The following is a 24,235-nucleotide window of genomic DNA, read 5'->3' on the forward strand; positions in this document are numbered from 1 at the left end:
GCCGCAGGTTCCGCTTCGCCCGAACCCTCTCCCGCCCTGCCAGGCACCCTCTCCCGGGGGGAAAGGGACCGCACGATCGCCGCTCCGCCTCTTCGGACTCCCATGAAATCACCCCATGACACCCTGATGTACCAGGAGGCGCACTCGGCCGCCGACGTGATCGCGCAGCAGCTTGCCGTCAACGCCGGCCTGCTGGCCGGGCTCGGCGCAAGGCTGCGCGCGCGGCCGCCGCGCTGCATCGTCACCTGCGCGCGCGGCAGTTCCGACCACGCCGCGGCCTACGCCAAGTACGTGTTCGAGACGCGCGTGGGCATCGTCACTGCCTCGGCCTCGCCCTCGGTGAGCTCGGTGTACGAGGCGCCGCTGCAACTCGAGGACGCGCTGTTCCTCGCCGTCTCGCAGTCCGGCAAGAGCCCGGACCTGCTGCGCAGCGCCGAAGCCGCGCGCGCCGGCGGCGCGCAGGTGCTGGCCCTGGTCAACGTGGAGGATTCCCCGCTCGCGCGCGTGGCCGACACGGTGATTCCGCTGCGCGCCGGGCCCGAGCGCAGCGTGGCCGCCACCAAGAGCTACCTGGCCACGCTCGCGGCGGTGCTGCAGCTCACCGCCTGCTGGAGCGGCGACCCGGCGCTGCACGCGGCGCTGGCGCGCCTGCCCGACGACCTGCGCCAGGGCTGGGACGCGGACTGGTCCGCGCTCGGCGCGGGCCTGCGCGAGGTGCACAACCTGTTCGTGGTCGGTCGTGGCTATGGGTTCGGCGCGGCACTCGAGGCGGCGCTGAAGTTCAAGGAAACCTGCGGCCTGCACGCCGAAGCGTTCAGCGCCGCGGAGGTCCGCCACGGCCCGATGGCGCTGGTGGGCGCCGGCTTCCCGGTGCTGGTGTTCGGCCAGGACGACGGTACGCTGGAAAACACGCTGCAGCTCGCCGACGAATTTCGCGCGCGTGGTGCACGCGTGTGGGTGGCCGCGCCCGGCGCGAGCGGTCCGGATGCGTTGCCCTTGCCGGCCGGCGTGCCGGCCATCACCACGCCCCTGCTCGCGGTGCAGCGTTTCTACCGTGCGGCCAGCGCGCTTTCACTGGCGCGCGGCTACGATCCGGACCTTCCGCCGCATCTGCGCAAGGTCACGGAGACGTTGTGATGTCCACGCCCCTGCTCGCCCTCGCCCACGGTCGCGTGCTGACCCCCGAGGGGCTGCGCGAGGACGTCGTCGTGCTGGTGCGCGACGGCCACGTGCTCGCCCTGGCCGATGCGGCCGACCCGCGCCTGACCGGCGCGGCGCGCCACGACCTGGCCGGCGCCCTGCTGCTGCCGGGCTTCATCGACGTGCAGGTGAACGGCGGCGGCGGGCTGCTGTTCAACGACGCGCCGACGGTGGACACGCTGCGCGGCATCGCCGCCGCGCACCGGCGCTTCGGCACCACCGGGCTGCTGCCCACGCTGATCACGGACACCGCCGCCACGATGCGCGCCGCGCTGGAGGCGGTGGACGCGGCGATCGCGCAGGGCGTGCCGGGCATCCTCGGCATCCACGTCGAGGGGCCGTTCCTCGCCCCCGCGCGCAAGGGCATCCATGATGCGTCGCTGTTCCGCGCGCCCGATGCCGACGACCTGCGCGTGCTCACCGCGCAACATCGCGGCGTGGTCATGCTCACGCTGGCGCCGGAACAGGTGGACCCCGGCACCATCGCGCGTCTGGCCGCCGCCGGCGTGCGCGTGAGCCTCGGCCACACCGGCGCCGACTACGCCACCGCTCGCGCCGCGCTCGAGGCCGGCGCGAGCGGCTTCACCCATCTCTACAACGCGATGACGCCGCTGGGCAGCCGCGAGCCCGGCGTGGTGGGCGCCGCGCTGGACGACCCGGGCAGCTGGTGCGGCCTGATCGTCGACGGCCACCACGTGCATCCCGCGGCGTTACGTGTCGCCATCACCGCCAAGCCCCCGGGCAAGTGCGTGCTGATCACCGACGCCATGCCGCCGGTCGGCAGCGAGCGTCCCGACTACGTGCTCAACGGTCAGACCATCGTCGTCCGCGACGGCATCTGCATGAACGACGCCGGCGTACTCGCCGGCAGCGCGCTGGACATGGCCGGCGCCGTGCGCAACGCGGTCAACCTGCTCGGCCTGCCGCTGGAGGAAGCCGCGCGCATGGCCAGCGCCTACCCGGCCGAATGGCTGGGGCTGGAGCAGACCCACGGCTGCATCGCCCCCGGCCAGCGCGCTGACTTCGCCGTGCTGGACGACACCCTGCACGTGCGCGAGACCTGGATCGGCGGCGTGCGCTACCCGGCGATGTAGCCTCCGGGGGTCGCGCGCCCCGGACGCGCGGCGGGGCGTGGCCGGCGCCCGGGCGCGCCGGCCCGGGACAGGACAGCGCAGTGCCCGCCGTTGGCCACACCGATCTGCTACGTTGCGCCCCTGCTTGCCCGTTGCCCGGACCTTACCGATGTCGCTGCGCCCCTCGCTGCTGTTTCTCGCCGCCGCGCTGCTCGCCGGTTGCGCCTCCCACGCCAAGGTGTCCCGACCGATGGAGCTGCCCGACGGCAGCCGCACGGACGTCGCCATCCTGGAGACCACGGACGTGCACGCCAACGTGCTGAGCTGGGACTACTTCAAGGCCAAGGCCGACCCCACCGTGGGCTACGAGCGCACCGCCACGCTGATCCGCCGCGCGCGCGAGGAGTTCCCCAACAGCTTCCTGTTCGACGACGGCGACACCATCCAGGGCACCGTGCTGGCCGACTACCAGGCGCTGGTCGCGCCGGTCCGCTGCGACCAGGAGCTGGCCATCTACAAGGCCATGGACGCGCTCGGCTACGACGGCGGCACCGCCGGCAACCACGAGTTCAACTACGGCCTGCCGTTTCTGTCGCAGGTCACCGGCCGGCCGCTGACCGTCGACGGCCAGCGCAAGCGCTGCGCCGGGCCGCACTTCCCGCTGGTGCTCGCCAACGTGTTCGATGCGCACAGCGGCGAGCCGCTCTACAAGCCCTGGACGTTGGTGCACAAGACCATCGAGGCCTACACCTCCGACGGCAGCCGGCTGCAGGTGCCGTTCAAGGTGGCGATCATCGGCTTCACCCCGCCGCCCATCCTGCAGTGGGACCAGCGCAACCTGGCCGGCAAGGTCACCGTCAGCGGCGTCGTCGAGGCGGCGCAGCGCTACCTGCCGCAGATCCAGGCGCAGCACCCGGACCTGGTGGTGGCGATCCTGCATGGCGGCCTCAACACCGCGCCGTACACCGCCGACATGGAGAACGGCGGCTGGTACCTGGCCGGCGTGCCCGGCATCGACGTGCTGCTGCTCGGGCACTCGCACGCCGAGTTCCCCGGGCCCCGCTACCAGGGTATGAAGGAGGTGGACGCGGTGCGCGGCTTCGTGCGCGGCAAGCCGGCCGTGATGGGCGGGTTCGCCGGCATGGACCTGGGCGTGATCAAGCTCGCGCTCACACGCGAGAACGGCCGCTGGACGCTCGACCGCGAGGACACCCACGCGGAGGTACGCAAGATCTGCCCGCAGAAGGGCCAGTGCGTTCCCGCCGACCCGGCGATCGCGCCGCTGGTCGCCGACGCACACCGCGCCGCGCTGGCCTACGTGGAAACGCCCATAGGCGAAAGCGCGCTGCGCCTGTCCACCTACTTCGCCGACGAGGGCGACATGACCGCCCTGGCGGTGGTCAACGCCGCGCAGCGCGACTACGTGGAGCGCGAACTGCCCAGGCTGCATCCGGAACTGGCGGGCGTGCCGGTGCTGTCGGCGGCGGCCGCCTTCCGCACCGGCTTCGGCGGTCCGCAGGACTACACCGACGTGCCGCCGGGGCCGTTGACGCTGCGCAGCGCGGCCGATCTGTACTTCTATCCCAACACGCTCGCCGCGGTGAAGACCGACGGCGCCGGCGTGAAGGCCTGGCTGGAGACCGCCGCCGCGCGCTTCAACCGCATCGACCCGGCCAAGGCCGGCGAGCAGCCGCTGATCGACACGCGCCTGCCGGGCTTCAATTTCGACCAGCTGCAGGGCGACCTGAGCTACGTGATCGATGTGTCCCGGCCGGTCGGCCAGCGCATCGTCTCGCTCGCCTACCGCGGCAAGCCGGTGGCGCCGCAGCAGCCGTTCGTCGTGGCCACCAACAACTACCGCGCCAGCGGCGGCGGCAACTTCCCCGGCCTGGATGGCAGCAACATCGTGCTGGCCGCGCCCGACGGCGTGCGCGAGATCGTCGCCGCCTGGCTCCGGCGCACCGGCCGGCTGGAGCGCGCCCAGCTGCCGGCGCGCTCCTGGCACTTCGCGCCGCTGCGCACGCGCGGGCCGGTGACCTTCGTCGCCGCCAGCGGCAAGCAGGCGATCGCCCAGGCCGACGGCCTGACCGGCATCCGCCAGCTGCGGGACCACGGCGACGGGACCGCCACCTATGCGATCGACCTGGCGACCGCCAAGCCCGCACCGGCCCGCCCGCACCGGCGCCGGCATCGCTGATCCGCAGCCGGGCGGCTGCCGCCCGCCCGGCGCTTGCTGCGACAATCGGCGGATCGCCTTCCCGCAGGAAACGCCATGCCCGCCCGTGACGTCGCCACCGCCTTCGCCCCCGCCTGCGTGGGCAACGTGGGCGTGGGCTTCGACATCCTGGGACACACCCTGGCCGGTGCGGGCGACCGCGTCCGCGTGACGCGGATCGCGGCGCCGCAGGTGCGCATCGCCGCCATCGAGGGCGTGGTGCGCGAGCTGCCGCTGGAGCCCGCGCGCAACACCGCCGGCGCGTCGCTGCTCGCCCTGCGCGAGGCGCTGGCATTGCCGTACGGCTTCGAGCTGGCGCTGCACAAGGGCATCGCGCTGGGCTCGGGCATGGCGGGCTCGGCCGCCTCCTGCGTGGCCGCCCTGGTCGCCGCCAACGCGCTGCTGGATGCGCCGCTGCCGCGCGAGGCGCTGTACCGCTTCGCGATGGACGGCGAGGCGGTGGCCAGCGGCGGCCGCCACGGCGACAACGTGGGCCCGCAGCTGCTGGGCGGGCTGGTGCTGGCGACCGCGGAGCGGCTGGTGCGCATCCCGGTGCCGGCGCACTGGCACTGCGCGCTGGTGCACCCGCACTGCGTGCTGGAGACGCGCCGCGCCCGCGCGGCGCTGGCCGGTGACTACCGGCTCGGCGAGTTCGTGGCGCAGAGCGCCAACCTGGCCCAGGTCATCGCCGGCTGCTGGCGCGGCGACGTGGCGCTGGTGCGTGCCGGGCTGAAGGACGTGCTGGTCGAGCCGCGCCGCGCGCCGCTGGTGCCGAATTTCGCCCGCGTGCAGCAGGCCGCGCTGGACCACGGCGCGCTCGGCGCCAGCATCTCCGGCGCCGGCCCCAGCGTGTTCGGCTGGTTCGAGCACGCCGGTCAGGCGCACGCGGCCGCCGTGGCGATGCGCGGCGCGTTCGCCGAGGCCGGGCTGGACAGCGACGTGCTGGTCGGTCCGATCGACGGCCCGGCGGCGCAGGTGCTCGCATGAGCGCGCCGTGCTACCTCAGCACGCGCGGCCGCGCGCCGGCGGCGCGCCTGGCCGAGGCGGTCGCCGCGGGCCTGGCACCAGACGGCGGCCTGTACGTGCCCGAACGCCTGCCTCGCCTGGAGGCCGGCACGTTCGACCCCGACGGCAGCCTCGCCGCTACCGCCGTCACCTTGCTCGCCCCCTTCTTCGCCGGCGACGCGCTGGCCGACGCGCTGCCGGCGATCTGCGCCGAGGCCTTCGCCTTCGATGCGCCGCTGCGCCCGCTGACGCGGCCGGATGCCTCGCTGCTGGAGCTGTTCCACGGGCCTACCGCCGCGTTCAAGGACTTCGGCGCGCGCTTCCTCGCCGCCTGCCTGCGCCGGTTGCGCGCGGACGATGCGCCACCGCTGACCGTCCTGGTCGCCACCTCCGGCGACACCGGCGCGGCGGTGGGCGCGGCCTTCCACGGCCAGCCGGGGCTGCGCGTGGCGATCCTCTACCCGGACGGGCGCGTGTCACCACGCCAGGCGCACCAGCTCGGCAGCTTCGGCGGCAACGTGCGGGCGCTGCGCGTGGCCGGCACGTTCGACGACTGCCAGCGCATGGTGAAGGTCGCGTTGAGCGATCCGGACCTGCAGGCACGCGTACCGCTGTCCTCGGCCAACTCGATCAGCCTCGGCCGCCTGCTGCCGCAGCTGGCCTACTACGCGCACGCGGCGCTGCGGGTTCGGCGCACGCACGGCCTGGCGCTCGACCTGGTCGTGCCGACCGGCAACCTCGGCAACGCACTGGCCGCGGTGTGGGTGCGCGCCATGGGCCTGCCGATCGGCCGTATCGTGCTCGCCTGCAACGCCAACGCCACGCTGCCGGAGTTCTTCGCCGGCGGCGACTACCGCCCGCGCGCCGCGGTGCCGACGCTCGCCAACGCGATGGACGTGGGCGCGCCCAGCAACTTCGAGCGGCTACGCTGGACCTACCCCGACGACGACGCGCTGCGCCGCGCGCTCACCGCCGCCAGCGTGGACGACGAGGCGATCCGCGCCACGGTGCGCCGGTACGCGCAGGCGCAGGGCCTGGTGCCGTGTCCGCACACCGCCGCCGCCCTGCACCTGCTCGACCGCGAGCCGGTGCGTACCGACCGGCGCTGGGCGGCGGTGGCCACCGCGCACCCGGCCAAGTTCGAGCAGGTGCTGGAACCGCTGCTGGGCCACCCGCTCGCCGTCCCGCCCACGCTCGCCGCCATGCTGGCACGCCCGGCGCGGGCCGAGCCGCTGGCCGCCGATCCGGGCGCGCTGCGCGACTGGCTGCTGGCCACGCCGTAGCGCGGGCGCCCTACCGGCACCGGGTCAGAACAGATCGATGCTGCCGGTCACCGCCACCGGACCGAGCGCGCCGCGGGCGAGCAGGTCCTCGTAGCCGTGGGTGCGGTTGCGGCCGTGCTGCTTGGCGAAGTAGAGCGCCTTGTCGGCGCGGTCGATCACCATTTCCGGGTAGTCGGTCAGCGAGGCGCGGGCGTAGCCGATGCTGACGGTGACGTGCCCCACCTGCGGGAACGGGTGCTGCGCGACGCGTTCGCGGAAGCGCTCGAGCGCGCCACGCGCGCCGGCCTCGTCGTGTCCGGCCAGCAGCACCACGAACTCCTCGCCGCCGAAGCGGAACAGCACGTCGTCGTGGCGGAAGCTGGCGCGCATCTGCTGGGCCAGCAGCAGGATCACCTCGTCGCCGTAGACGTGGCCGTAGGTGTCGTTGACCCGCTTGAAGTGGTCGATGTCGAAGATCGCCAGCCATACCGACGCCACCCCCGCCGTGGGCGGCTGGCGCAGCAGCCGCTGCAGGTGGCGCTCGAAGGTGCGCCGGTTGTACAGGCCGGTGAGCTTGTCGCGCTCGCTCTCCTGCAGCAGGGTGATGTAGTTGGCATAGATCCGCGCGAAGCCCTCGGCCAGCGCGAGCGCGCCCTCCAGCGGCGCATCGCCCTCCAGCTGCAGCGCGCCCAGGGCGCGGCCCTCGTGCAGGATCGGCACGAACAGCCGGTGCAGGCCGCGGGCGTCGACGTCGGCGTGCGGCTGCTGTTCCTCCATGCAGCGCGCCAGGGCCGGATCGCCTGCCACCGCCTCGGCGTCGACCACGTGCGCGCCCTGCGCATCGACCACGCAACGCACGATGCTTTCGCGCCGCAGGCCGTCGATCGCGCGCTTGCACAGTACCACCGCGCGTGCCGGCGCCAGTTCGGCCAGCGACAGGGCCAGGCCCTGGTCCAGCGCATCGATGTCGCGGTGGTGGGTGAAGGCCGCCACCGTATCGAGCAACCGCGCCGGCAGGACCAGCGGGCGTGCCGCCGGGGTCGCCTCCGTCCGCGCGGATGCCGCCGGCTTCCCTTGCGCAACGATGTCGTAGGCCACGGACATGTCGTCCTCCCGTCGAAGGGCCTCCGCCCGATGTCCGGCCGCCCATGCGTCGGAGTCCGTCGCCCGATCTATCGGCCGCGCCTGTACGGCGCTTGAGCGCCTGCGGTGCGCCGCGGCCTGGAACTGTGCCGCAACGCACCTTTTCGCGCGCTCACCCGCCGCTCGCGTGCGTTTGACGGCGGTTGCGCGAGGCTGGTCCGGGCCTCGAGAAGGAGCATCCGCCATGCCGAACAACCCGCAGCATCCCGAACCGCCGATCGCGCAACCGGGCAAGCAACGGCCGGAGCAGGAGATCCGCGATCCCGGTCATGCCCAGCCGGCCCGCGATGCCGATCCCGACCCGCTGGGCGACAGCCCGCTGCGGGACGACGACCCGCTGCGGCCGCCGCCGCTTTAGCCCCGCCCGCACGGACCGCCAGCGGCGCCCCCGGGCCCCGCCCGGACGGGTGCCTGCGGCCGTGCTCGGGCTAAACTCGCGGCATGGCCCCTCCATCCCGCAAGCGCCAGCGCCGCACGCCGCCGTCCACGGCGCGGCCGCGCCCGCCTTCCCGCCCGATCCGCCCCGCCGACAGCTCGACCCGCGCCACCCGCGTGCTCGACCTGCTGCTGCGCCGGCTGCCGCCGCATTGGCGCGGCAAGGCCGCCGACTACCTGGTGCTCACCCGCATGGACCGGCCGATCGGCGCACTGCTGCTGCTGTGGCCGACCTGGTGGGCGCTGTGGCTGGCCGCCGGCGATTTCCCGCCCTGGGGCCCGCTGGTGATCTTCACCCTGGGCGTGTTCGCGATGCGCGCGGCCGGTTGCGCGATCAACGATTATGCCGACCGCGAGCTCGACCCGCAGGTGGCGCGCACCGCCGGGCGGCCGATCGCCAGCGGCCGGGTCAGCCCGCGCGAGGCGCTGGTCGTGTTCGGCGTGCTGCTGGTGTTCGCCTTCGTGCTGGTGCTGTTCACCAATGCGCTGACCATCAAGCTGTCCTTCGCCGGCGCGGCGCTGGCGGCGATCTATCCGTTCACCAAGCGCTGGACCTACCTGCCGCAGGTGGTGCTGGGCGCGGCCTTCGGCTGGTCGATCCCGATGGCGTTCGCGGCGGTGTCGAACACGGTGCCGCCGCTCGGGTGGCTGCTGTTCCTGGGCAACATCCTGTGGTCGGTGATCTACGACACCGAGTACGCGATGGTCGACCGCGACGACGACTTCAGGGCCGGCGCCAAGTCCACGGCGATCCTGTTCGGCGACGCCGACGTGCCGATCCTGGGCATGCTGATCGGGACGTTCCTGCTGGCCATGCTGTTCGTCGGCCAGCGCGCGCAGCTGGGCTGGCCGTACTGGCTGGGCCTGCTCGGCGCGGCGGCGCTGTTCGGCTACCAGCTGTGGCTGATCCGCGGCCGCGCCCGCGCAGCCTGCCTGGCCGCGTTCCGCCACAACAACTGGGTCGGGCTCGCGCTGTGGGCCGGCATCGTGCTGGCGCTCGCGGTGCGCTGAGCGCCAGCGCCTGGGCGCACGAACACGCTTGCTCGCGATGTCTGTTCCCGCGGGTGCCGCAAAAGCCAGAGCATCGCGAGCAAGCTCGCTCCTAGCTGCGGTCGGGGCGCCGCTGCGGCGCGCGTGCCAGCGCCCAGACCTCCACCCGGGCCACGCCCGCGCGCCGGAGCACCCGCGCACATTCGGCCAGCGTGGCGCCGGTGGTCATCACGTCGTCCAGCAGCGCCACGTGGGACGGCAATGCCATGTCCTCGCGCAGGGCGAACGCGCCGCGCACGTTGCGTCGGCGTGCGGCCGCGTCCAGCTCGGTCTGCGCCGCGGTGGCGCGCCGGCGCAGCAGCAGGTCGTGGCGCACCGGCACGCCCAGCGTCCGGCCCAGCGGCCGGGCCAGTTCCAGCGCCTGGTTGTAGCCGCGCTGGCGCAGCCGCGCCCGGTGCAACGGCACCGGCAGGATCAGCGCCGGACGCGGGGAAGGCGGCGGCAGGCTTCGCCACAGCTCGGCCAGCGTGCGCCCGGCGGCGAGATCGCGGCCGAACTTGTAGCGCGCTTCCAGCCGGTCCAGCGGCCAGCCGTAGCGGAACGGCGCCCACGCCGCGTCCCACGGCGGCGGCCTGCGCTGGCAGGCGCCGCACAACGCGGCCGGGGCCGGCAGCGGCAGCGCGCAACGCGCACAGCAGGTGGTGTTGCGCGGCAGCTCGCCGGCGCAGGCGGCGCACAGGTCCAGGCGCTCCCGGCCGGCATCGCCGCAGAGCAGGCAGCGCCAGGGCAGCAGCCAGGCGTGCAGGCGGTGCCAGCTGCGGATCAGCGCGTCCCTGCGCATCGGCGGGGCCTCAGCCCTGCGGCTTGTACAGCGCCGCGTCGAGGATCGACCACAGGTGGATGATCCACCCCATCCAGACGATCCACAGCACGGCGGCCAGCACGAACATGACGATCGCCTTCAGCAGCCGGCCCTGCACCAGCTGCCCCAGGCCCGGGATGAAGAAACTGCACACCGCCGCGATCACGTTGCCGGTGCTGCCCTGACCTGTGCTCATGCCGATCTCCTGGGAGGGAACGGCCCGATGGTAGCGGAGCGGCGCGCGCCCGGCGCCGTCAACCCGGCGTATCGCTTTTTGGTTGACACGGTCCCGGCCGGCTCCCACACTGCCGCGTCCCCACGCGGAGCCGCCACGATGACCGCTTCCCCGATCCGCCACGACTGGACGCGCGCGGAAGTCGCCGCCCTGTTCGCCCTGCCGTTCAACGAGCTGCTGCACCGCGCGCACACGGTGCACCGCGCGCACCACGATCCCAACGCGGTGCAGGTCTCCACCCTGCTCTCGATCAAGACCGGCGGCTGCCCGGAGGACTGCGCCTACTGCCCGCAGGCGCAGCGCTACCAGACCGGGGTGAAGGCCGAGAAGCTGATGAGCGTGGAGGCGGTGGTGGCGCGCGCGCAGGCCGCGAAGGACGCCGGCGCCAGCCGCTTCTGCATGGGCGCGGCCTGGCGCAGCCCGAAGGACCGCGACGTGGCCAAGGTCGCGCAGATCGTCGCCGCGGTGAAGGCGCTGGGCCTGGAGACCTGCGCCACGCTCGGCATGCTGAGTGGCGAGCAGGCCGACACGCTCAAGCAGGCCGGGCTGGACTACTACAACCACAACCTCGACAGCGCCCCGGAATTCTACGGCCGGATCATCCACACCCGCGAGTACCAGGACCGCCTGGACACCCTCGGGCACGTGCGCGCCGCCGGCCTGAAGACCTGCTGCGGCGGCATCGTCGGCATGGGCGAGACGCGCGAGCAGCGCGCCGGCCTGCTGCAGGCGCTGGCCAACCTGCCCGAGCACCCGCAGTCGGTGCCGATCAACCAGCTGGTGCAGGTCGAGGGTACGCCGCTGCACGGCACCGAGGCGCTCGACCCGTTCGAGTTCGTGCGCACCATCGCGGTGGCGCGCATCCTGATGCCCGCCTCGATGGTGCGCCTGTCCGCCGGCCGCCAGCAGATGGACGACGCGGTGCAGGCGCTCTGCTTCTTCGCCGGCGCCAACTCGATCTTCTACGGCGAGAAGCTGCTCACCACCGGCAACCCCGACGTGGCCGCCGACCGCCGGCTGTTCGAGCGGCTCGACCTGCACCCGATGGAGGTGATCGAGCACGCCGGCACCGTACACGCGGGCCTCTGCGAACCCGCCTGAGCTGCGGCAGGCCGAAGGCAGGAAAAAACTGCGGGACGACCATGCCACCGGAGCACCCACCAGGCCCCTGCGCGCCAGCCCACTCCGCCGACCGTGCCGGGGCGGCGGACACCGCGCGCGCGGACCTGCTGCGGCGACTGGCCATCCGCACGGCCGAGCGCGCCCGCGCCGGCCTGCTGCGTCGCGCCCGCACCGTCGAGCGTGCCGAAGGGCCCTGGCAGGAGGTGGGCGGCCGCCGGCTGCTGGGCTTCTGCTCCAACGACTACCTCGGGCTGGCCGGGCATCCGCAGCTGATCGCCGCCTTCAAGCGGGTGGCCGACGACGAGGGCGTGGGCAGCACCGCCGCGCACCTGGTCTGCGGCCACCGGCGCGAGCACGCCGCGCTGGAGGAAGCGCTGGCCGAGTGGACCGGGCGCGAGCGCGCGCTGCTGTTCTCCAGCGGCTACCAGGCCAACCTCGGGGTGATGCAGGCCTTGCTCGCCCGTGGCGACCTGTGCGTGCAGGACAAGCTCAACCACGCCAGCCTGCTCGACGGTGCGCAGCTGGCCGGCGTCACACTCAGGCGCTATCCGCATGCCGACGCGGCGGCCGCCGCGCGCCAACTGGCCGGCGAGCCCGGCGCCGGTGCGCTGCTGGCCACCGACGGTGTGTTCAGCATGGACGGCGACCGCGCGCCGCTGCGCGCGCTGGCCGCCCTGTGCCGCCGCGAAGGCGCCATGCTGATGGTCGACGACGCGCACGGCCTGGGCGTGCTCGGCCCGGACGGCGCCGGCAGCGTGGCCGAGGCGGGACTGGGCGTGGGCGAGGTGCCGGTGCTGATGGCCACACTGGGCAAGGCGCTGGGCTGCCACGGCGCGTTCGTCGCGGGGCCGGCCGGCTTGATCGAGGGGCTCACCCAGTTCGCCCGCGGCTTCGTCTACACCACCGCGTTGCCGCCGGCGCTCGCCGCCGCCGCGCTCGCGGCGGTGCGGGTAGCGCGCGCGGAAGCCTGGCGCCGCGACAAGCTGGACGCGCTGATCGCGCGCCTTCGCCGGGGCGCGGCCGAGCTGGGGCTGCCGCTGCTGGCTTCGGACACGCCGATCCAGCCGCTGCTGCTGGGCGAGGCCGACGCGGCGCTGGCCGCCGCCCGCGCATTGGAGGAACGCGGGCTGCTGGTCGGTGCGATCCGCCCGCCCACGGTGCCGGCGGGCGGGGCGCGCCTGCGCATCACGCTGAGCGCCGCGCACGAGGAAGCGCATGTCGATCGCCTGCTCGACGCACTGGCGCGGCTGCCGCGTGCCCCGGCCGCCGCGGGCGCGCCGGTATAATCCGCGGTTCGCCCCGCGCACTCCCCGCATGATCGTCAACGTCGCCGCCTACCGCTTCGTCCCGCTCTCGGACCTGCCCGTACTGAGCGAGGCCGTGCGCACCCGCGCGGAGCGCCTGGCGCTCAAGGGCACCGTGCTGCTCGCCCCCGAGGGCATCAACCTGTTCCTGGCCGGCGCGCGCGAAGACATCGACGCCTTCCTGGAGTGGCTGCGCGCCGACGCGCGCTTCGCCGATCTGCCGGTGAAGGAGTCGATTTCCGGGCAGGTGCCGTTCGGCCGCCTGCGCGTGCGCCTCAAGCGCGAGATCATCACCTTGCGCGCGCCCGTCGCGCCCCATCGTTGCCGGGCGCCCGCAGTGGAGGCCGCCACGCTCAAGCGCTGGCTCGACCAGGGCCACGACGATGCCGGTCGCGAGCTCGTGCTGCTGGACACGCGCAATGCCTACGAAACCGACGCGGGCCGCTTCGCCGGCGCCGTCGACTACCGCCTGCCGCACTTCACCGCGCTGCCGGACGCCGTGCTCGCCGACCGCGAACGCTACGTGGGCAAGACCATCGTCTCCTACTGCACCGGCGGCATCCGCTGCGAGAAGGCGGCGTTGCACCTCGCGGCGCTCGGCGTGGGCGAGGTGCTGCAGCTGGAAGGCGGCATCCTGACGTACCTGCAAGACACCGACGGCAGCCACTGGGAAGGCGACTGCTTCGTGTTCGACGGCCGCGGCGCGGTCGACAAGAGCCTGCGACCCGTGCTGCGGGGCGAGGGGGCGGAAGACCTGGCATGACCCTGCACATCGACCAGCTCGGCCACGGCCCGCAGCCGCTGGTGCTGATCCACGGCTGGGCCATGCACGGCGGCGTGTTCGCGCCGCTGGTGCAGGCGCTGGCCGAGCGCTGCACGCTGTACGTGGCCGACCTGCCCGGCCACGGCCATTCGCGCCATTGCGGGCTGCCGCTGGAGCCGCACGTCGTCGCCGACGCGATCGCCCGTGCGACGCCGCCGGCGCCCTGGCTGGGCTGGTCGCTGGGCGGCCTGGTCGCGCTCGCCGCGGCGCTGGATCTGCCCGGGCAGGTGCAGGGCCTGGCCATGCTCTGCGCCACGCCGAAATTCGTGCGCGGCGCGGATTGGCCCCACGGCAGCGACGGCACGCTGGTGCACCAGCTCGCGCTCGACCTGGAAACCGACTACCGCGCCACGCTGGAGCGCTTCCTCGCGCTGGAGGCGATGGGCAGCGACGACCCCAAGGCCGGGCTGCGCCGCCTGCGCGCGGACGTCTTCGCGCGTGGCGAACCGGAGCTGCGCGTGCTGCAGGAAGGCATCGTCCTGCTCGAACGCAGCGACCTGCGCGCGCGCCTGGCGCAGCTGGCGGTGCCCAGCGTGTGGATCGCCGGGCGTCGCGACCGGCTGGTGCCCCCGGCGGCGATGGCCTGGTCGGCGGCGCAGTGCGGTGGCCGCTTCGTGGAGATCCCGCACGCCGGCCACGCCCCCTTCATCGGCCATGCCGATGCCGTTGCCGCGGCGCTGGCACCGCTGTCGGTATCCATGGAAGACCCGGCATGAGCGCCTTCCACCTCGACCGCGCGCAGGTGCGCCGCAACTTCAGCCGTGCCGCGGCCAGCTACGAGCAGCACGACGCCCTGCAGCGCGAGGTGCAGGCCGACCTGCTCGGCCGCCTGGACTTCTATCTGCAGGTTCCGGAGCGCGTGCTGGACGTCGGCGCCGGCACCGGCCGCGGCAGCGCGCTGCTCAAGAAGCGCTGGCCGAAGGCCCAGGTGATCGCGCTCGACCTGGCGCAGCCGATGCTCGAGGCCGCGCGCCGGCACCAGAGCCTGCTGCGCCCGTTCCAGCGCGTGTGCGCCGAGGCGACTCGCCTGCCCTTCCCCGACCACAGCGTCGACGTGCTGCACTCGAACCTGTGCTTCCAGTGGATCGACGACCTGCCGGCGCTGTTCGGCGAGTGCGTGCGCGTGCTCCGGCCCGGTGGCCTGCTGGCGTTCTCCAGCTTCGGCCCGGACACGCTGAAGGAACTGCGCGCCGCCTGGGCCGCGGTGGACCAGCGCTCGCACGTCAGCCGTTTCCTCGACATGCACGACGTCGGCGACGCCATGCTCAACGCGGGCCTGCGCGACCCGGTGCTGGACGTGGCGCGCTACACGCTCACCTACAGCTCGCCGCGCGCGCTGCTGAAGGAGCTCAAGGGCCTGGGCGCCACGCATGCCGACCAGGCCCGCGAACGCCACCTCACCGGCAAGGCGCACTACCGCGCCATGCTCGCCGCCTACGAGGCGATGCGCGTCGACGGCCGCATCCCGGCCACCTGGGAAGTGGTCACCGCGCACGCCTGGGGCCCGCCGCCCGGCCAGGCCCGCCGTACCGCGGAGGGCGAGATCGCCACCTTCTCCCTCGACAGCCTGCGCGGCTCGCGCCGCCGCTGAGTCGCCCGCGCGCCACTGGCGCAATCTTCACCGGCGCCTGCCTATAGTGGGCGACCTCATCCACTTCCCGAGGAGACGCGATGAGGCTCGAGGACAAGGTCGCCCTGGTCACCGGCGCCGCGCAGGGCATCGGGCGCGCGATCGCACTGCGGCTCGCGCAGGAGGGCGCGTCGGTGGTGGTGGAGGATCGCCTGGCCGATGACCGCGCCCAGGGCACGCTGCGTGAGGTGGAGGACGCCGGCGCAGGCCGCGCCGTGCTGATCGCCGGCGACGTCGGCAAGGTGGAGGACGACCGCCGCGTGATCGCCGAGGCGATCGAGCGCATGGGCCGGGTCGACATCCTGGTCAACAACGCGGGCGTGGAGCGGCGGGCGGACTTCATCGACGCGAGCGAGGCCGACTACGACCTGGTGATGCACGTCAACCTCAAGGGGCCCTACTTCCTCACCCAGGCGTTCGCCCGCCACGTGCGCGAACGCGGCGGCGGCGGCCGCGTCGTCAACATCAGCTCGGTGCACGAGGAGCTGCCGTTCCCGCATTTCGCCAGCTACTGCGCCAGCAAGGGCGGACTGAAGATGCTGATGCGCGACCTGTCGGTGGAACTGGCGCCGCTGGGGATCACGGTGAACAACGTCGCGCCGGGGGCGATCCGGACCCCGATCAACGCGCATCTGATGAGCGACCCGGCCCTGATGAAGGCGTTGTGCAAGAACATCCCGCTGCGCCGGCTGGGGACGCCCGAGGACGTGGCTGCCGCGGTGGCCTACCTGGCCAGCGACGAGGCGTCCTACGTCACCGGCAGTACGCTCTACGTCGACGGCGGCTTGCTGTGGAACTACGCCGAGCAATGAGCGACGCCACCAAGCGCGCAAACGAGGCGAAGGCGGCGCGGGTGGCCAAGGCGGACACCCTCACGCCGGCCGACCGCTACCAGGAGCTGTTCATCGACGTGCAGATGAGCCGGGTGTTCGACGACGGCAAGACGTTCGTCGACTGCGTGCCGCGCAAGGACCCGGAGCAGATCCTGGAGGCCTACCGCGCCCGATGCGATGCCGAGGATTTCGACCTCGCACGTTTCGTCCACGCGCACTTCGAGCAGCCGCAGGTACACAAGAGCCACTACGTCTCACCACCGGGGCAATCGCTACGGGACCACATCGACAGCCTCTGGGACGTACTGACCCGGCACCCGCACGAGCATCCGCCCAACTCCTCCATCCTGCCGCTGCCCAACGACTACGTGGTTCCGGGCGGGCGCTTCGCCGAGCTGTACTACTGGGACTCCTACTTCACCATGCTCGGTCTGGACGAGAGCGGCCGGCACGACCTGCTCGCCTCGATGGCGGACAACTTCGCCTACCTGATCGACACCTACGGGCACGTGCCCAACGGCAACCGCACCTACTACCTGAGCCGCTCGCAGCCGCCGGTGTTCGCGTTCATGGTGGAGCTGTTCGAGGCGCGGGGCGTGTGCAAGGCCATCGAGTACCTGCCGCACCTGCGCAAGGAGTACAACTACTGGATGTCCGGCGCCGAGGAACTGCGTCCCGGCGACACGCGCCGGCACTGCGTCTGCCTGGAGGACGGCGCCATCCTCAACCGCTACTGGGACGACCGCGACTCCCCGCGCGAGGAGGCCTACCGCGAGGACGTGCTCACCGCGCGCCGGTCGCGGCGGCCGGCGCACCAGGTCTTTCGCGAGCTGCGCGCGGGCGCCGCTTCCGGCTGGGACTTCAGCTCGCGCTGGTGCGACGGCGCCGACCTGTCGACCATCCGCACCACCTCCATCCTGCCGGTGGACCTCAACTGCTTCCTGTACAAGCTGGAGCGCCAGATCTGCGTGCTCAACCGCGCCGCCGACCAGCGCAAGCAGGCCGAGAAGTTCGAGCAGCGCGCGCGGATGCGCAAGGCGGCGATCGAGCGGCTGCTGTGGAACGAGCGGGCCGGCGCCTATCTCGACTACGACTGGGAGCGCGGTGGGCCGCGCGAAGCGCTCACCAGCGCGGCGGCCACACCGTTGTTCGTCGGCCTGGCCAGCGCCGAGCAGGCGCAGCGCACCGCGCGGGCGCTGCAGGACCGGCTGTTGCGCGACGGTGGTCTGGGCACCAGCGAGCTGGAGAGCGGCCAGCAGTGGGACAAGCCCAACGGCTGGGCGCCGCTGCAATGGATGGCGATCTGCGGCATGCGCAACTACGGCATCGCGCTTGCCGACGAGATCGCCTGCCGCTGGCTCAAGACGGTGGGCAGCCTGTACAAGCGGGAAAGCAAGCTGGTCGAGAAGTACGTGATCACGCACGACGGCGACAACGCCGAAGGCGGTGGCGGCGGCGAATACCCGCTGCAGGACGGCTTCGGCTGGACCAACGGCGTCACCCGCCGGCTGCTGCACGAGCACCCGCACAACGAGGCGAACGAGGCGAGGGCGGCGAGCCGACACTGATCAGCGGGCCCGTCATTGCGGCGCGGCGCCCGAAGCCGGGGGCGTGGCCAGGCCCAGCTTGCGCATCAGCGACTGCGCGTCGAACGGCGCGTGCACCTTGGCGTCGTTGTCGAAATAGCAGTAGACGTCGCGGCCGGCGCGCTTCGGCGGTGGCCGGGTGCTGGCGCGCACCGCATCCGCCGGCTCGCCGCCCTGCGACCAGACGCGGATGCGCGCGGCCCAGCGCTCGAGCGCCTCGTCGCTGTAGCCGCTGGTGTAGAGCTTCTCGTCGCCGTGCAGGCGCAGGTACATGAAATCGGCGGTGACGTCCTCCAGGTACGGCCAGCGCCCGGCGGTATCGGCGACCACCAGCGCCACGCGGTGCCGGCGCAGCAGCGCGACGAACGCCTCGCAGGCGAAGCTGGGATGGCGGATCTCCAGCGCGTGGCGCAGCCGGCGCTTGCGGTCGGGCGTGACGCTCGCCGGCGCCTTGAGGTGGTCGTCGTGGCGGCGGGCGAGCGCCGCCGCCTGTTCGGTATCGCGCGGCAGCGCGGCGAGAAAGCGGTCGAACAGCGCTTCGTCGAAACGCTGGCTGGGCGGGCATTGCCACAGGAGCGGCCCGAGCTTGGCGCCCAGCTCGAACACGCCCGAGGCGAAGAAGTTCGCCAGCGGCCCCTCGATGTCGCGCAGCCGCTTGATGTGGGTGATGAAGCGCGGACCCTTCACCGCGAAGACGAAGCCGCGGGGCGTTTCCGCCCGCCAGTGCGCGTAGCTCGTGGGCCGCTGCAGGCTGTAGAACGAGCCGTTGAGCTCGACGCTGCCGACCTGGCGCGAGGCATAGGCCAGTTCGGCGCGCTGCGGCAGATCCTCCGGATAGAACACGCCGCGCCAGGGCGCGTAGCGCCAGCCGGAAATGCCGATGCGCAGCTTGGCCACCGTGCCCTCCGTACGCCGGGAAGGCGGTCATGCAAGCGCACGCATGGTGAGCGCATGGTGATGCACGTGGCCGCGGGCCGGCGATGCCCCGCGGGGAAGCGGGTGCGAGGCTCCCACTCGCCCTCCCGGCGCCCGGCACGCGAGGGCGTTTGCCTTCCGCGACGGGGCCGGGGCGGACGGGCCTAGAACAGGTACTTGACGGTGGCGCCCACGCCCCAGTCCGGGCTGCCGTCGGCCAGGCCGCCCATCACGTAGCTCTGCAACCGCCAGTCGGCCCCGATCTTGTGGTTCCAGTAGGCGGTCAGTTCGCTCTGTGCGGCGCCGCCCTCGGCGATCTTCTCGCGGTAGTAGTAATAGGCACCGACGTCGTCGGTGTCGCCCAGGCGCAGACCGGCGCCCACGTTCGCGTTGAAGCCGTTCTGCAGGCGGATGTACTGCGAACTGCCGTACTTCATCCAGCCCACGCCGCCGAACACGGTCCAGTCGCCGCTGACCTTGTAGGTGTCCAGCGCCAGGCCGTAGTCGTTCTTGCCCGTGCCCAGGCCCTTGTTCGCGTCGGCGGTGCCGAACTTCACCTTGCCGGTCAGGTCCAGGCCGGCGCTGTGGTCGGCGCTGGAGAACAGCTCGTAGCCCGCCGAGGCGACGATGTCGCCGAGGCCGGATGCCGAGCCGGTGCCTGCGGTGGAGCCGCCTGCGCCGTTGCCGCCGCGACCGCGGCCACGGCCGCGGGGGTTGCCGTTGTTCACGCTGCCGGCGCCCGGGATCACGTCGCCGGAACCGCTGATGCCGATGTAGGGCACGGTCAGCTTGAGCGTCCAGCGGTCGTTCTGCCAGCTGGCCGTGACCGGCACCGACCAGATGTCGGTGGAGGTGTCGGTGCCGTACTTGCCGGTGCTGTAGTTGGCACCGGTGCCGACGCTGAAGCGGCCGTCGCCGGCATCGACGGCGCTGGCGCCGAGCAGCAGCAGGCCCAGGGCCAGCGCACGAGAGGTACTACGCATGCAATGTCGTTCCTGTGTGGCGTGGGGAGGCGGCGCGGGGTGCTGGCGCTGCGTCAGGATCAGCCGCCCGGGCGGCCGGCGCGGTCGGGGCGTTCCGGACGCTCGGGACGCTCGGGTCGGGTCGGGTGCTCGGGGCGCTCGGGCCGGTCGACGCGGGCGACATGCTCGGTCGCGCCCGGATGATCGGCGGCCCGGCCGCCGGCAAAGGACACCTTCTCCACCCTGGCCGCCGAATGGTCGCCGGCGTGCGCGGCGGCGTTGGGCGAGCGCATCACGTCGCCCAGCTTGAAGCCCATCTCGTTGGCGATCTGGCCCCAGCCTTCGCCGGCGGCGCGTTCGGCCAGCACGCCCTTGAGGTCGATGGTGGTGCCGTCCTCCCGCGTGAGGGCGCCGCCGTTGAGCGAGGCGGCGATCTCCTCGGCGGTCGGCTCGATGATGCCCGCGCTCGCCAGGCTGGCCTGGGCGAGCGACAGCGCGATCCTGACGTTGCCGTAGCCGAGCGCGCCGGCGGCCGGCTGGAAGGTGGTCTGGGTGGTGGTCGTGGTGCCGTCGGCCTGGGTGGTGGTTGCCTCCAGCGTGACCTCGCTGCCCTTGCGCAGCCCGTCGACCAGCGCCTGCGCGTTGGCGTCGGAACCGGCGAACGTGTCGAACTGCCCGGCCAGCTGCTGCGCGGCGTGGTTGTCGGTGGCGGTCGGGGTGTCGTCGGGCGCGGTCTGCGCCGACGCTGGCGTCATGGCGAGGGCCGCGAGCAGGGCGGCGGTCAGGATGGGAAGCGTGAGGACACGCGTGTTCATGGCACTCTCCGGCAGATTACGAGTGGCCGTTGTGCGGCCGCTCGACGACTCGTCGCTCCGCGGTCGCGGGTCGGCCGCGGAGCGCGCTGGAGGTGCATGCTTCGCGCTTGAGTGGGGAGCGCGCAAGCGCCGCCAGGTCGGCCTGTTCAGCGCTGTTTCACGCGCCCCTCACGGCGCATGACCGGCATCACGCACGAAACGGCGGGCACGTCGCAACGACACCGCGCAGGGCATCACACCAGGGTGTTCCGGCCGTCAGACCTGCCGGTGGCGGAAGCAGCCGACCAGGTGGTCGTTGACCATGCCGGTCGCCTGCATGAAGGCGTAGCAGATGGTGCTGCCGACGAACCGGAAGCCCCGCTTGCGCAGCTCCTTGCTCATGCGGTCCGACAGCGCGGTGGTGGCCGGCACCTCGGCGGGCGTCCGCCAGCGGTTGCGCACGGGCTCGCCGTCGACGAAGGACCACAGGAAGGCGTCCAGGCTGCCGTGCGCGTCGATCGCCGCCAGCGCGGCACGTGCGTTGTCGCGCGCCGCGCTCACCTTGAGCCGGTTGCGGATGATGCCCGGGTCGGCCAGCGACGCCTCCAGCTCGCGGTCGTTCATGCGCGCCACGCGCGCGATGTCGAAGCCGTGGAAGACCTCACGATAGCGCTCGCGCTTGGCCAGCACCGTGCGCCAGGACAACCCCGCCTGTGCGCCCTCCAGGCAGAGGAACTCGAACAGTGCGCGGTCCTCGTGCAGCGGCACGCCCCACTCGGTGTCGTGGTAGGCGCAAAGCAGATCGTCGGTCGCCCAGCCGCAGCGCTGCATGTGGATCTCCCTGATGGCAGGCGCCACTGTAGCGCAGCACCGGGCGTACACTGGCACGCCCTGCCCCCGGCTGTCCCGTATGTCGAACACGTCTTCCCGGCGCGGCGCGCTGGCCGCGCTGGCCGCCACCGTCCTGATCTGGGCCTACAGCTGGGTGGTGATGAAGCAGGCGCTGCGCTGGGCCGCGCCGTTCGATTTCGCCGCGCTGCGCTACCTGCTCGGCGCAGGCGTGCTGTTCCTTGCGCTGCTGGCCAGCCGCCAGTCGCTGCGGCCGCCGCCGCTGGGGGCCACGCTGCTGATCGGCCTGTGCCAGACGGCGGCGTTCCAGGGACTGGAGCAGTGGGCGCTGGTCGGCGGTGGCGCCGGGCACGTGGCGCTGCTCGCCTACAGCATGCCGTTCTGGGCCGTGCTGCTGGCCTGGCCGTTGCTGGCCGAACGGCCGACGCGGCGGCACTGGCTGGGACTGGCGCTGGCCGCGCTCGGGCTGCTGTGCATCCTGGAACCCTGGCACGGCCTGGGCAGCCCGTTCAGCACGGCGCTAGCCCTGGCCGGCGGCGTCGGCTGGGCCGGCGGCACGGTGCTCAGCAAGCGCCTGTTCCAGCGCCATGCGGTCTCGCCGCTGGCGCTGACCAGCTGGCAGATGCTGTTCGGCGCACTGGCGCTGGGCGCGGTCGCCCTGCTGGTGCCGCAGCGGCCGATTGAGTGGAACGCGCCGTTCCTGGGCGCGCTCGCCTACAGCGCGGTGATGGCCTCCAGCGTGGCCTGGGGCCTGTGGCTGGTGGTGCTCAAGCGCCTGCCCACCACGGTCGCCAGCCTGTCCAGCCTGGGCGTGCCGGTAGTCAGCGTGCTGCTCGCCTGGCTGATCCTCGGCGAGCGGCCGGACGCGATGGAATGGCTGGGCATCGCGCTGGTACTCGCCGGGCTGGCGGCCGTCGTCGGCAACGGCTCACGCAGGCGTTCGCCGTAGGAGCGAGTGCCCGCGATGCCTCGCGGCTGCGGTACATCGGGAACCATCGCGAGCACGCTGGTTCCTACCAGGGCAGCGCGTCGAGATCCACGTTGCCGCCGGTGAGCACCACGCCGACGCGGCGGCCGGCGAAGCGGTCCTTCGCCTTCAGCACGGCGGCGAGCGCGGTGGCGCTGGACACTTCCACCACCTGCTTGAGTTCGCGCCACAGCAGGCGCATCGCCTCGACCGCCTCTTCGTCGCTGACGGTGACGATCTCCACGCGGTGCTCGCGCAAGGCCTGCAGGTTGGGCTCGCCGACCAGCGCGCGCAGTCCGTCGCACACGGTCTGCGGCACCACGTCGGTGACGCGCTCGCCGCGCGCGAGCGAGCGGGCGGCATCGTCCGCGCCGGCCGGCTCGGCGGCGAACAGCGCGAGTTCCGGCCGCAGCGCGTGCGCGGCGGTGGCGACGCCGGCGGCCAGGCCGCCGCCGCCGACCGGGGTGACCAGCGCGTCGAGCGCCGGCGCCTGCGCCAGCAGTTCCAGCGCGAGCGTGCCCTGGCCGGCCATCACCTGCGTGTCGGCGTAGGGGTGCACCAGCATCGCGCCGGTGGCCTGCACCAGCTGCGCGGTGGCGGCCTCGCGCGCGGCCTGGGTCGGCGCGCAGCGATGCAGCACGGCGCCGGCGCGCTCGATCGCCTCCAGCTTGGCGCGCACCGCGCCCTCGGGCACCACCACGTGCGCACGGATGCCGCGCGTGGCCGCCGCCAACGCCAGCGCGGTACCGTGGTTGCCCGAGGAATGCGTGGCCACGCCGCGCGCGGCGCTCGCCTCGTCCAGCGCCCACACCGCATTGCAGGCGCCGCGGAACTTGAACGCGCCGCCGCGCTGCAGGTTCTCGCACTTGAAGTGCAGCTCGGCACCGGCCAGCGCATCGAGCGCGTCGCTGCGCAGCACCGGGGTGACGCGCGCGTGCGGTGCGAGGCGGGCGGCGGCGTCCTGGATCTGGGCGAAGCTGGGCAGGCTCACGGTCATGGCAGGGTGATCTCCACGCCGCAGCGGAACGTGCGGGCGGCGCCGGGTGCGAGTCGGATGGCCTGCGCGCAGTCAGGCCGGTTGAAGGCGTCGGGCAGGCTCGCCATCGGCTCCAGCGCCAGCGAGGTGCGCGCGCCGCGGTCGAGCGTGTCGCCCGTATAGGCGAGCATGACGCCGCCCTCCTGCCACACCGCGAGCCCCACGCCGCTGGCCGGATCGCGCAACCGGCTGCGCGCGCGCCCGTCAGGATCGGCGTGCAGGCCGGCATAGGTGTGGTTGAGGCCCAGGGCGCCGATCGCGCGCGGCCGGCGGAAATCCAGTTCCGGCGCCTGCGCCAGCGGCCGGTAGGCCGTCTCGCCGGGCAGCGGGATGAAGGCCTCGTCGGTGGCGATCACGCAGTCGGCCGGAACGGCGAGCTCCCACGCCGCGAGCGGGCCGCTGCCGACGCGGAAGTACGGATGCCAGCCGGCGAACGCCGGGGCCGCGCTGGTGCCCAGGTTGCGCAGGTGGATCTCGACGGTGAGCCCGTCGGCCGCGAGGGTGTAGCGCACGGCCAGGTCCAGCGCGAACGGATAGCCCGGCCGCGGGGCGATCGCGGTGGCCAGCAGCACCCGCGCCGCGACCGCGTCGGCGGCAAGCTCGGCCACGGCGAAGTCCACGTCGCGCACGAAACCGTGCCGGCACGCGCGCGCGCTGCCGGTGGCGCCGGGCGCGAGGTCGTGGTCGACGCCGTCGAACCGGTAGCGCGCCTCGGCGATGCGATTGGCGAACGGCGCCAGCAGCGCGAAACGCGAGCCCGGCCGGGCCGCCAGCTCGGCGGCATCGCGATGGCCGTCGGCCAGGTCGATCCAGCGTCCGCCCAGCCGCACCTCCAGGCCGAGCACACAGGCGCCACGTCGCGCGATGCGCACGCGGCGACCACGCTCGGCATCGTTCAATACCGCGATCGGCTGCCTGTCCAGCCACTCGATGGCGACGTCGAAAGCACCCATCTTTGGTCCGGGTCGCGAAAACGTCGCATGTTAGCCTGAGC

Annotated in this window: 24 protein-coding genes; 15 read left to right on the forward strand and 9 right to left on the reverse strand. The window is 73.2% G+C overall.

Annotated features, from left to right (window positions below; translation table 11 throughout):
• Window positions 1-102 precede the first annotated feature (102 nt).
• The 5 genes from WAT24_RS08800 to thrC all read left to right on the forward strand — a co-directional run bounded on the left by WAT24_RS08800 (window position 103) and on the right by thrC (window position 6,776).
• The gene (locus WAT24_RS08800; protein WP_336807474.1) at window positions 103-1,137 is read left to right on the forward strand and encodes an SIS domain-containing protein; all 1,035 of its coding nucleotides are present in this window, start codon (window positions 103-105) and stop codon (window positions 1,135-1,137) included.
• Window positions 1,137-2,294, forward strand: coding sequence for an N-acetylglucosamine-6-phosphate deacetylase (nagA, locus tag WAT24_RS08805; protein WP_336807475.1), 1,158 nt, complete (start codon window positions 1,137-1,139; stop codon window positions 2,292-2,294). The genes WAT24_RS08800 and nagA overlap by 1 nt, the downstream gene beginning before the upstream one ends.
• A gap of 148 nt (window positions 2,295-2,442) precedes the next feature.
• Window positions 2,443-4,470, forward strand: a complete 2,028-nt coding sequence (locus WAT24_RS08810; protein WP_336807476.1) for a bifunctional 2',3'-cyclic-nucleotide 2'-phosphodiesterase/3'-nucleotidase — start codon at window positions 2,443-2,445, stop codon at window positions 4,468-4,470.
• A gap of 75 nt (window positions 4,471-4,545) precedes the next feature.
• Window positions 4,546-5,475: a homoserine kinase gene (locus WAT24_RS08815; protein WP_336807477.1), complete on the forward strand. Its 930-nt coding sequence runs from the start codon at window positions 4,546-4,548 to the stop codon at window positions 5,473-5,475.
• Window positions 5,472-6,776: a threonine synthase gene (gene thrC / locus WAT24_RS08820; RefSeq protein ID WP_336807478.1), complete on the forward strand. Its 1,305-nt coding sequence runs from the start codon at window positions 5,472-5,474 to the stop codon at window positions 6,774-6,776. Before WAT24_RS08815 ends, thrC begins: the two co-directional genes overlap by 4 nt.
• A gap of 24 nt (window positions 6,777-6,800) precedes the next feature.
• Here thrC and WAT24_RS08825 read toward each other — a convergent pair whose 3' ends face one another.
• On the reverse strand, window positions 6,801-7,859 hold the full coding sequence (locus WAT24_RS08825) for a GGDEF domain-containing protein (RefSeq protein ID WP_336807479.1): 1,059 nt from the start codon (window positions 7,857-7,859) through the stop codon (window positions 6,801-6,803).
• A 223-nt stretch (window positions 7,860-8,082) separates the two neighbouring features.
• Between WAT24_RS08825 and WAT24_RS08830 the strand changes: the two genes are divergently transcribed.
• A complete protein-coding gene (locus WAT24_RS08830) occupies window positions 8,083-8,256 on the forward strand; it encodes a hypothetical protein (RefSeq protein ID WP_336807480.1) in 174 nt (57 codons plus the stop codon).
• Between the two features lie 158 nt (window positions 8,257-8,414).
• Window positions 8,415-9,344, forward strand: a complete 930-nt coding sequence (gene ubiA, locus WAT24_RS08835) for a 4-hydroxybenzoate octaprenyltransferase (RefSeq protein WP_336807519.1) — start codon at window positions 8,415-8,417, stop codon at window positions 9,342-9,344.
• Window positions 9,345-9,435: 91 nt separating this feature from the next.
• Here ubiA and WAT24_RS08840 read toward each other — a convergent pair whose 3' ends face one another.
• Both WAT24_RS08840 and WAT24_RS08845 read right to left on the reverse strand, forming a co-directional pair.
• Window positions 9,436-10,164 carry a ComF family protein gene (locus WAT24_RS08840; protein WP_336807481.1) on the reverse strand — a complete coding sequence of 243 codons (729 nt, stop codon included), beginning with the start codon at window positions 10,162-10,164 and terminating at the stop codon, window positions 9,436-9,438.
• Window positions 10,165-10,174: 10 nt separating this feature from the next.
• The gene (locus tag WAT24_RS08845) at window positions 10,175-10,381 is read right to left on the reverse strand and encodes a hypothetical protein (protein WP_336807482.1); all 207 of its coding nucleotides are present in this window, start codon (window positions 10,379-10,381) and stop codon (window positions 10,175-10,177) included.
• 138 nt (window positions 10,382-10,519) lie between these two features.
• Here WAT24_RS08845 and bioB point away from each other — a divergent pair, with 138 nt between their 5' ends.
• From bioB to treF, 7 genes are all read left to right on the forward strand, one after another.
• Window positions 10,520-11,521 carry a biotin synthase BioB gene (bioB, locus tag WAT24_RS08850; RefSeq protein WP_336807483.1) on the forward strand — a complete coding sequence of 334 codons (1,002 nt, stop codon included), beginning with the start codon at window positions 10,520-10,522 and terminating at the stop codon, window positions 11,519-11,521.
• 41 nt (window positions 11,522-11,562) lie between these two features.
• Entirely contained in the window at window positions 11,563-12,828 is a 1,266-nt protein-coding gene (gene bioF / locus WAT24_RS08855) for an 8-amino-7-oxononanoate synthase (RefSeq protein ID WP_336807484.1), read from the forward strand.
• A 28-nt stretch (window positions 12,829-12,856) separates the two neighbouring features.
• Window positions 12,857-13,609: a sulfurtransferase gene (locus WAT24_RS08860; RefSeq protein ID WP_336807485.1), complete on the forward strand. Its 753-nt coding sequence runs from the start codon at window positions 12,857-12,859 to the stop codon at window positions 13,607-13,609.
• Window positions 13,606-14,385 (forward strand): pimeloyl-ACP methyl ester esterase BioH, encoded by a 780-nt coding sequence (bioH, locus tag WAT24_RS08865; protein WP_336807486.1) that lies wholly within the window; start codon window positions 13,606-13,608, stop codon window positions 14,383-14,385. Before WAT24_RS08860 ends, bioH begins: the two co-directional genes overlap by 4 nt.
• Window positions 14,382-15,260, forward strand: a complete 879-nt coding sequence (gene bioC / locus WAT24_RS08870) for a malonyl-ACP O-methyltransferase BioC (protein WP_336807487.1) — start codon at window positions 14,382-14,384, stop codon at window positions 15,258-15,260. The genes bioH and bioC overlap by 4 nt, the downstream gene beginning before the upstream one ends.
• An 80-nt stretch (window positions 15,261-15,340) precedes the next feature.
• On the forward strand, window positions 15,341-16,111 hold the full coding sequence (locus WAT24_RS08875; RefSeq protein ID WP_336807488.1) for an SDR family NAD(P)-dependent oxidoreductase: 771 nt from the start codon (window positions 15,341-15,343) through the stop codon (window positions 16,109-16,111).
• Entirely contained in the window at window positions 16,108-17,700 is a 1,593-nt protein-coding gene (treF, locus tag WAT24_RS08880) for an alpha,alpha-trehalase TreF (RefSeq protein ID WP_336807489.1), read from the forward strand. The genes WAT24_RS08875 and treF overlap by 4 nt, the downstream gene beginning before the upstream one ends.
• A 12-nt stretch (window positions 17,701-17,712) precedes the next feature.
• On the opposite strand, the gene WAT24_RS08885 is transcribed toward treF, so the two are convergent.
• The 4 genes from WAT24_RS08885 to WAT24_RS08900 form a co-directional block, all read right to left on the reverse strand.
• Window positions 17,713-18,615 (reverse strand): DUF72 domain-containing protein, encoded by a 903-nt coding sequence (locus WAT24_RS08885; RefSeq protein ID WP_336807490.1) that lies wholly within the window; start codon window positions 18,613-18,615, stop codon window positions 17,713-17,715.
• 182 nt (window positions 18,616-18,797) lie between these two features.
• The gene (locus WAT24_RS08890; protein ID WP_336807491.1) at window positions 18,798-19,616 is read right to left on the reverse strand and encodes a transporter; all 819 of its coding nucleotides are present in this window, start codon (window positions 19,614-19,616) and stop codon (window positions 18,798-18,800) included.
• 59 nt (window positions 19,617-19,675) lie between these two features.
• Window positions 19,676-20,410: a hypothetical protein gene (locus tag WAT24_RS08895; protein ID WP_336807492.1), complete on the reverse strand. Its 735-nt coding sequence runs from the start codon at window positions 20,408-20,410 to the stop codon at window positions 19,676-19,678.
• 255 nt (window positions 20,411-20,665) lie between these two features.
• On the reverse strand, window positions 20,666-21,220 hold the full coding sequence (locus WAT24_RS08900; protein WP_345786362.1) for a DNA-3-methyladenine glycosylase I: 555 nt from the start codon (window positions 21,218-21,220) through the stop codon (window positions 20,666-20,668).
• Between the two features lie 79 nt (window positions 21,221-21,299).
• Here WAT24_RS08900 and WAT24_RS08905 point away from each other — a divergent pair, with 79 nt between their 5' ends.
• On the forward strand, window positions 21,300-22,187 hold the full coding sequence (locus WAT24_RS08905; RefSeq protein WP_336807493.1) for a DMT family transporter: 888 nt from the start codon (window positions 21,300-21,302) through the stop codon (window positions 22,185-22,187).
• Window positions 22,188-22,251: 64 nt separating this feature from the next.
• On the opposite strand, the gene WAT24_RS08910 is transcribed toward WAT24_RS08905, so the two are convergent.
• Together WAT24_RS08910 and WAT24_RS08915 are read right to left on the reverse strand one after the other, a co-directional pair.
• A complete protein-coding gene (locus WAT24_RS08910) occupies window positions 22,252-23,202 on the reverse strand; it encodes a pyridoxal-phosphate dependent enzyme (RefSeq protein ID WP_336807494.1) in 951 nt (316 codons plus the stop codon).
• Window positions 23,199-24,194 carry an aldose 1-epimerase gene (locus tag WAT24_RS08915; RefSeq protein ID WP_336807495.1) on the reverse strand — a complete coding sequence of 332 codons (996 nt, stop codon included), beginning with the start codon at window positions 24,192-24,194 and terminating at the stop codon, window positions 23,199-23,201. The genes WAT24_RS08910 and WAT24_RS08915 overlap by 4 nt, the downstream gene beginning before the upstream one ends.
• Window positions 24,195-24,235 lie beyond the last annotated feature (41 nt).

Origin of the sequence: Fulvimonas yonginensis (genome assembly GCF_037137055.1) — a bacterium.
In the GTDB taxonomy this organism is placed as follows: domain Bacteria; phylum Pseudomonadota; class Gammaproteobacteria; order Xanthomonadales; family Rhodanobacteraceae; genus Frateuria_A; species Frateuria_A yonginensis.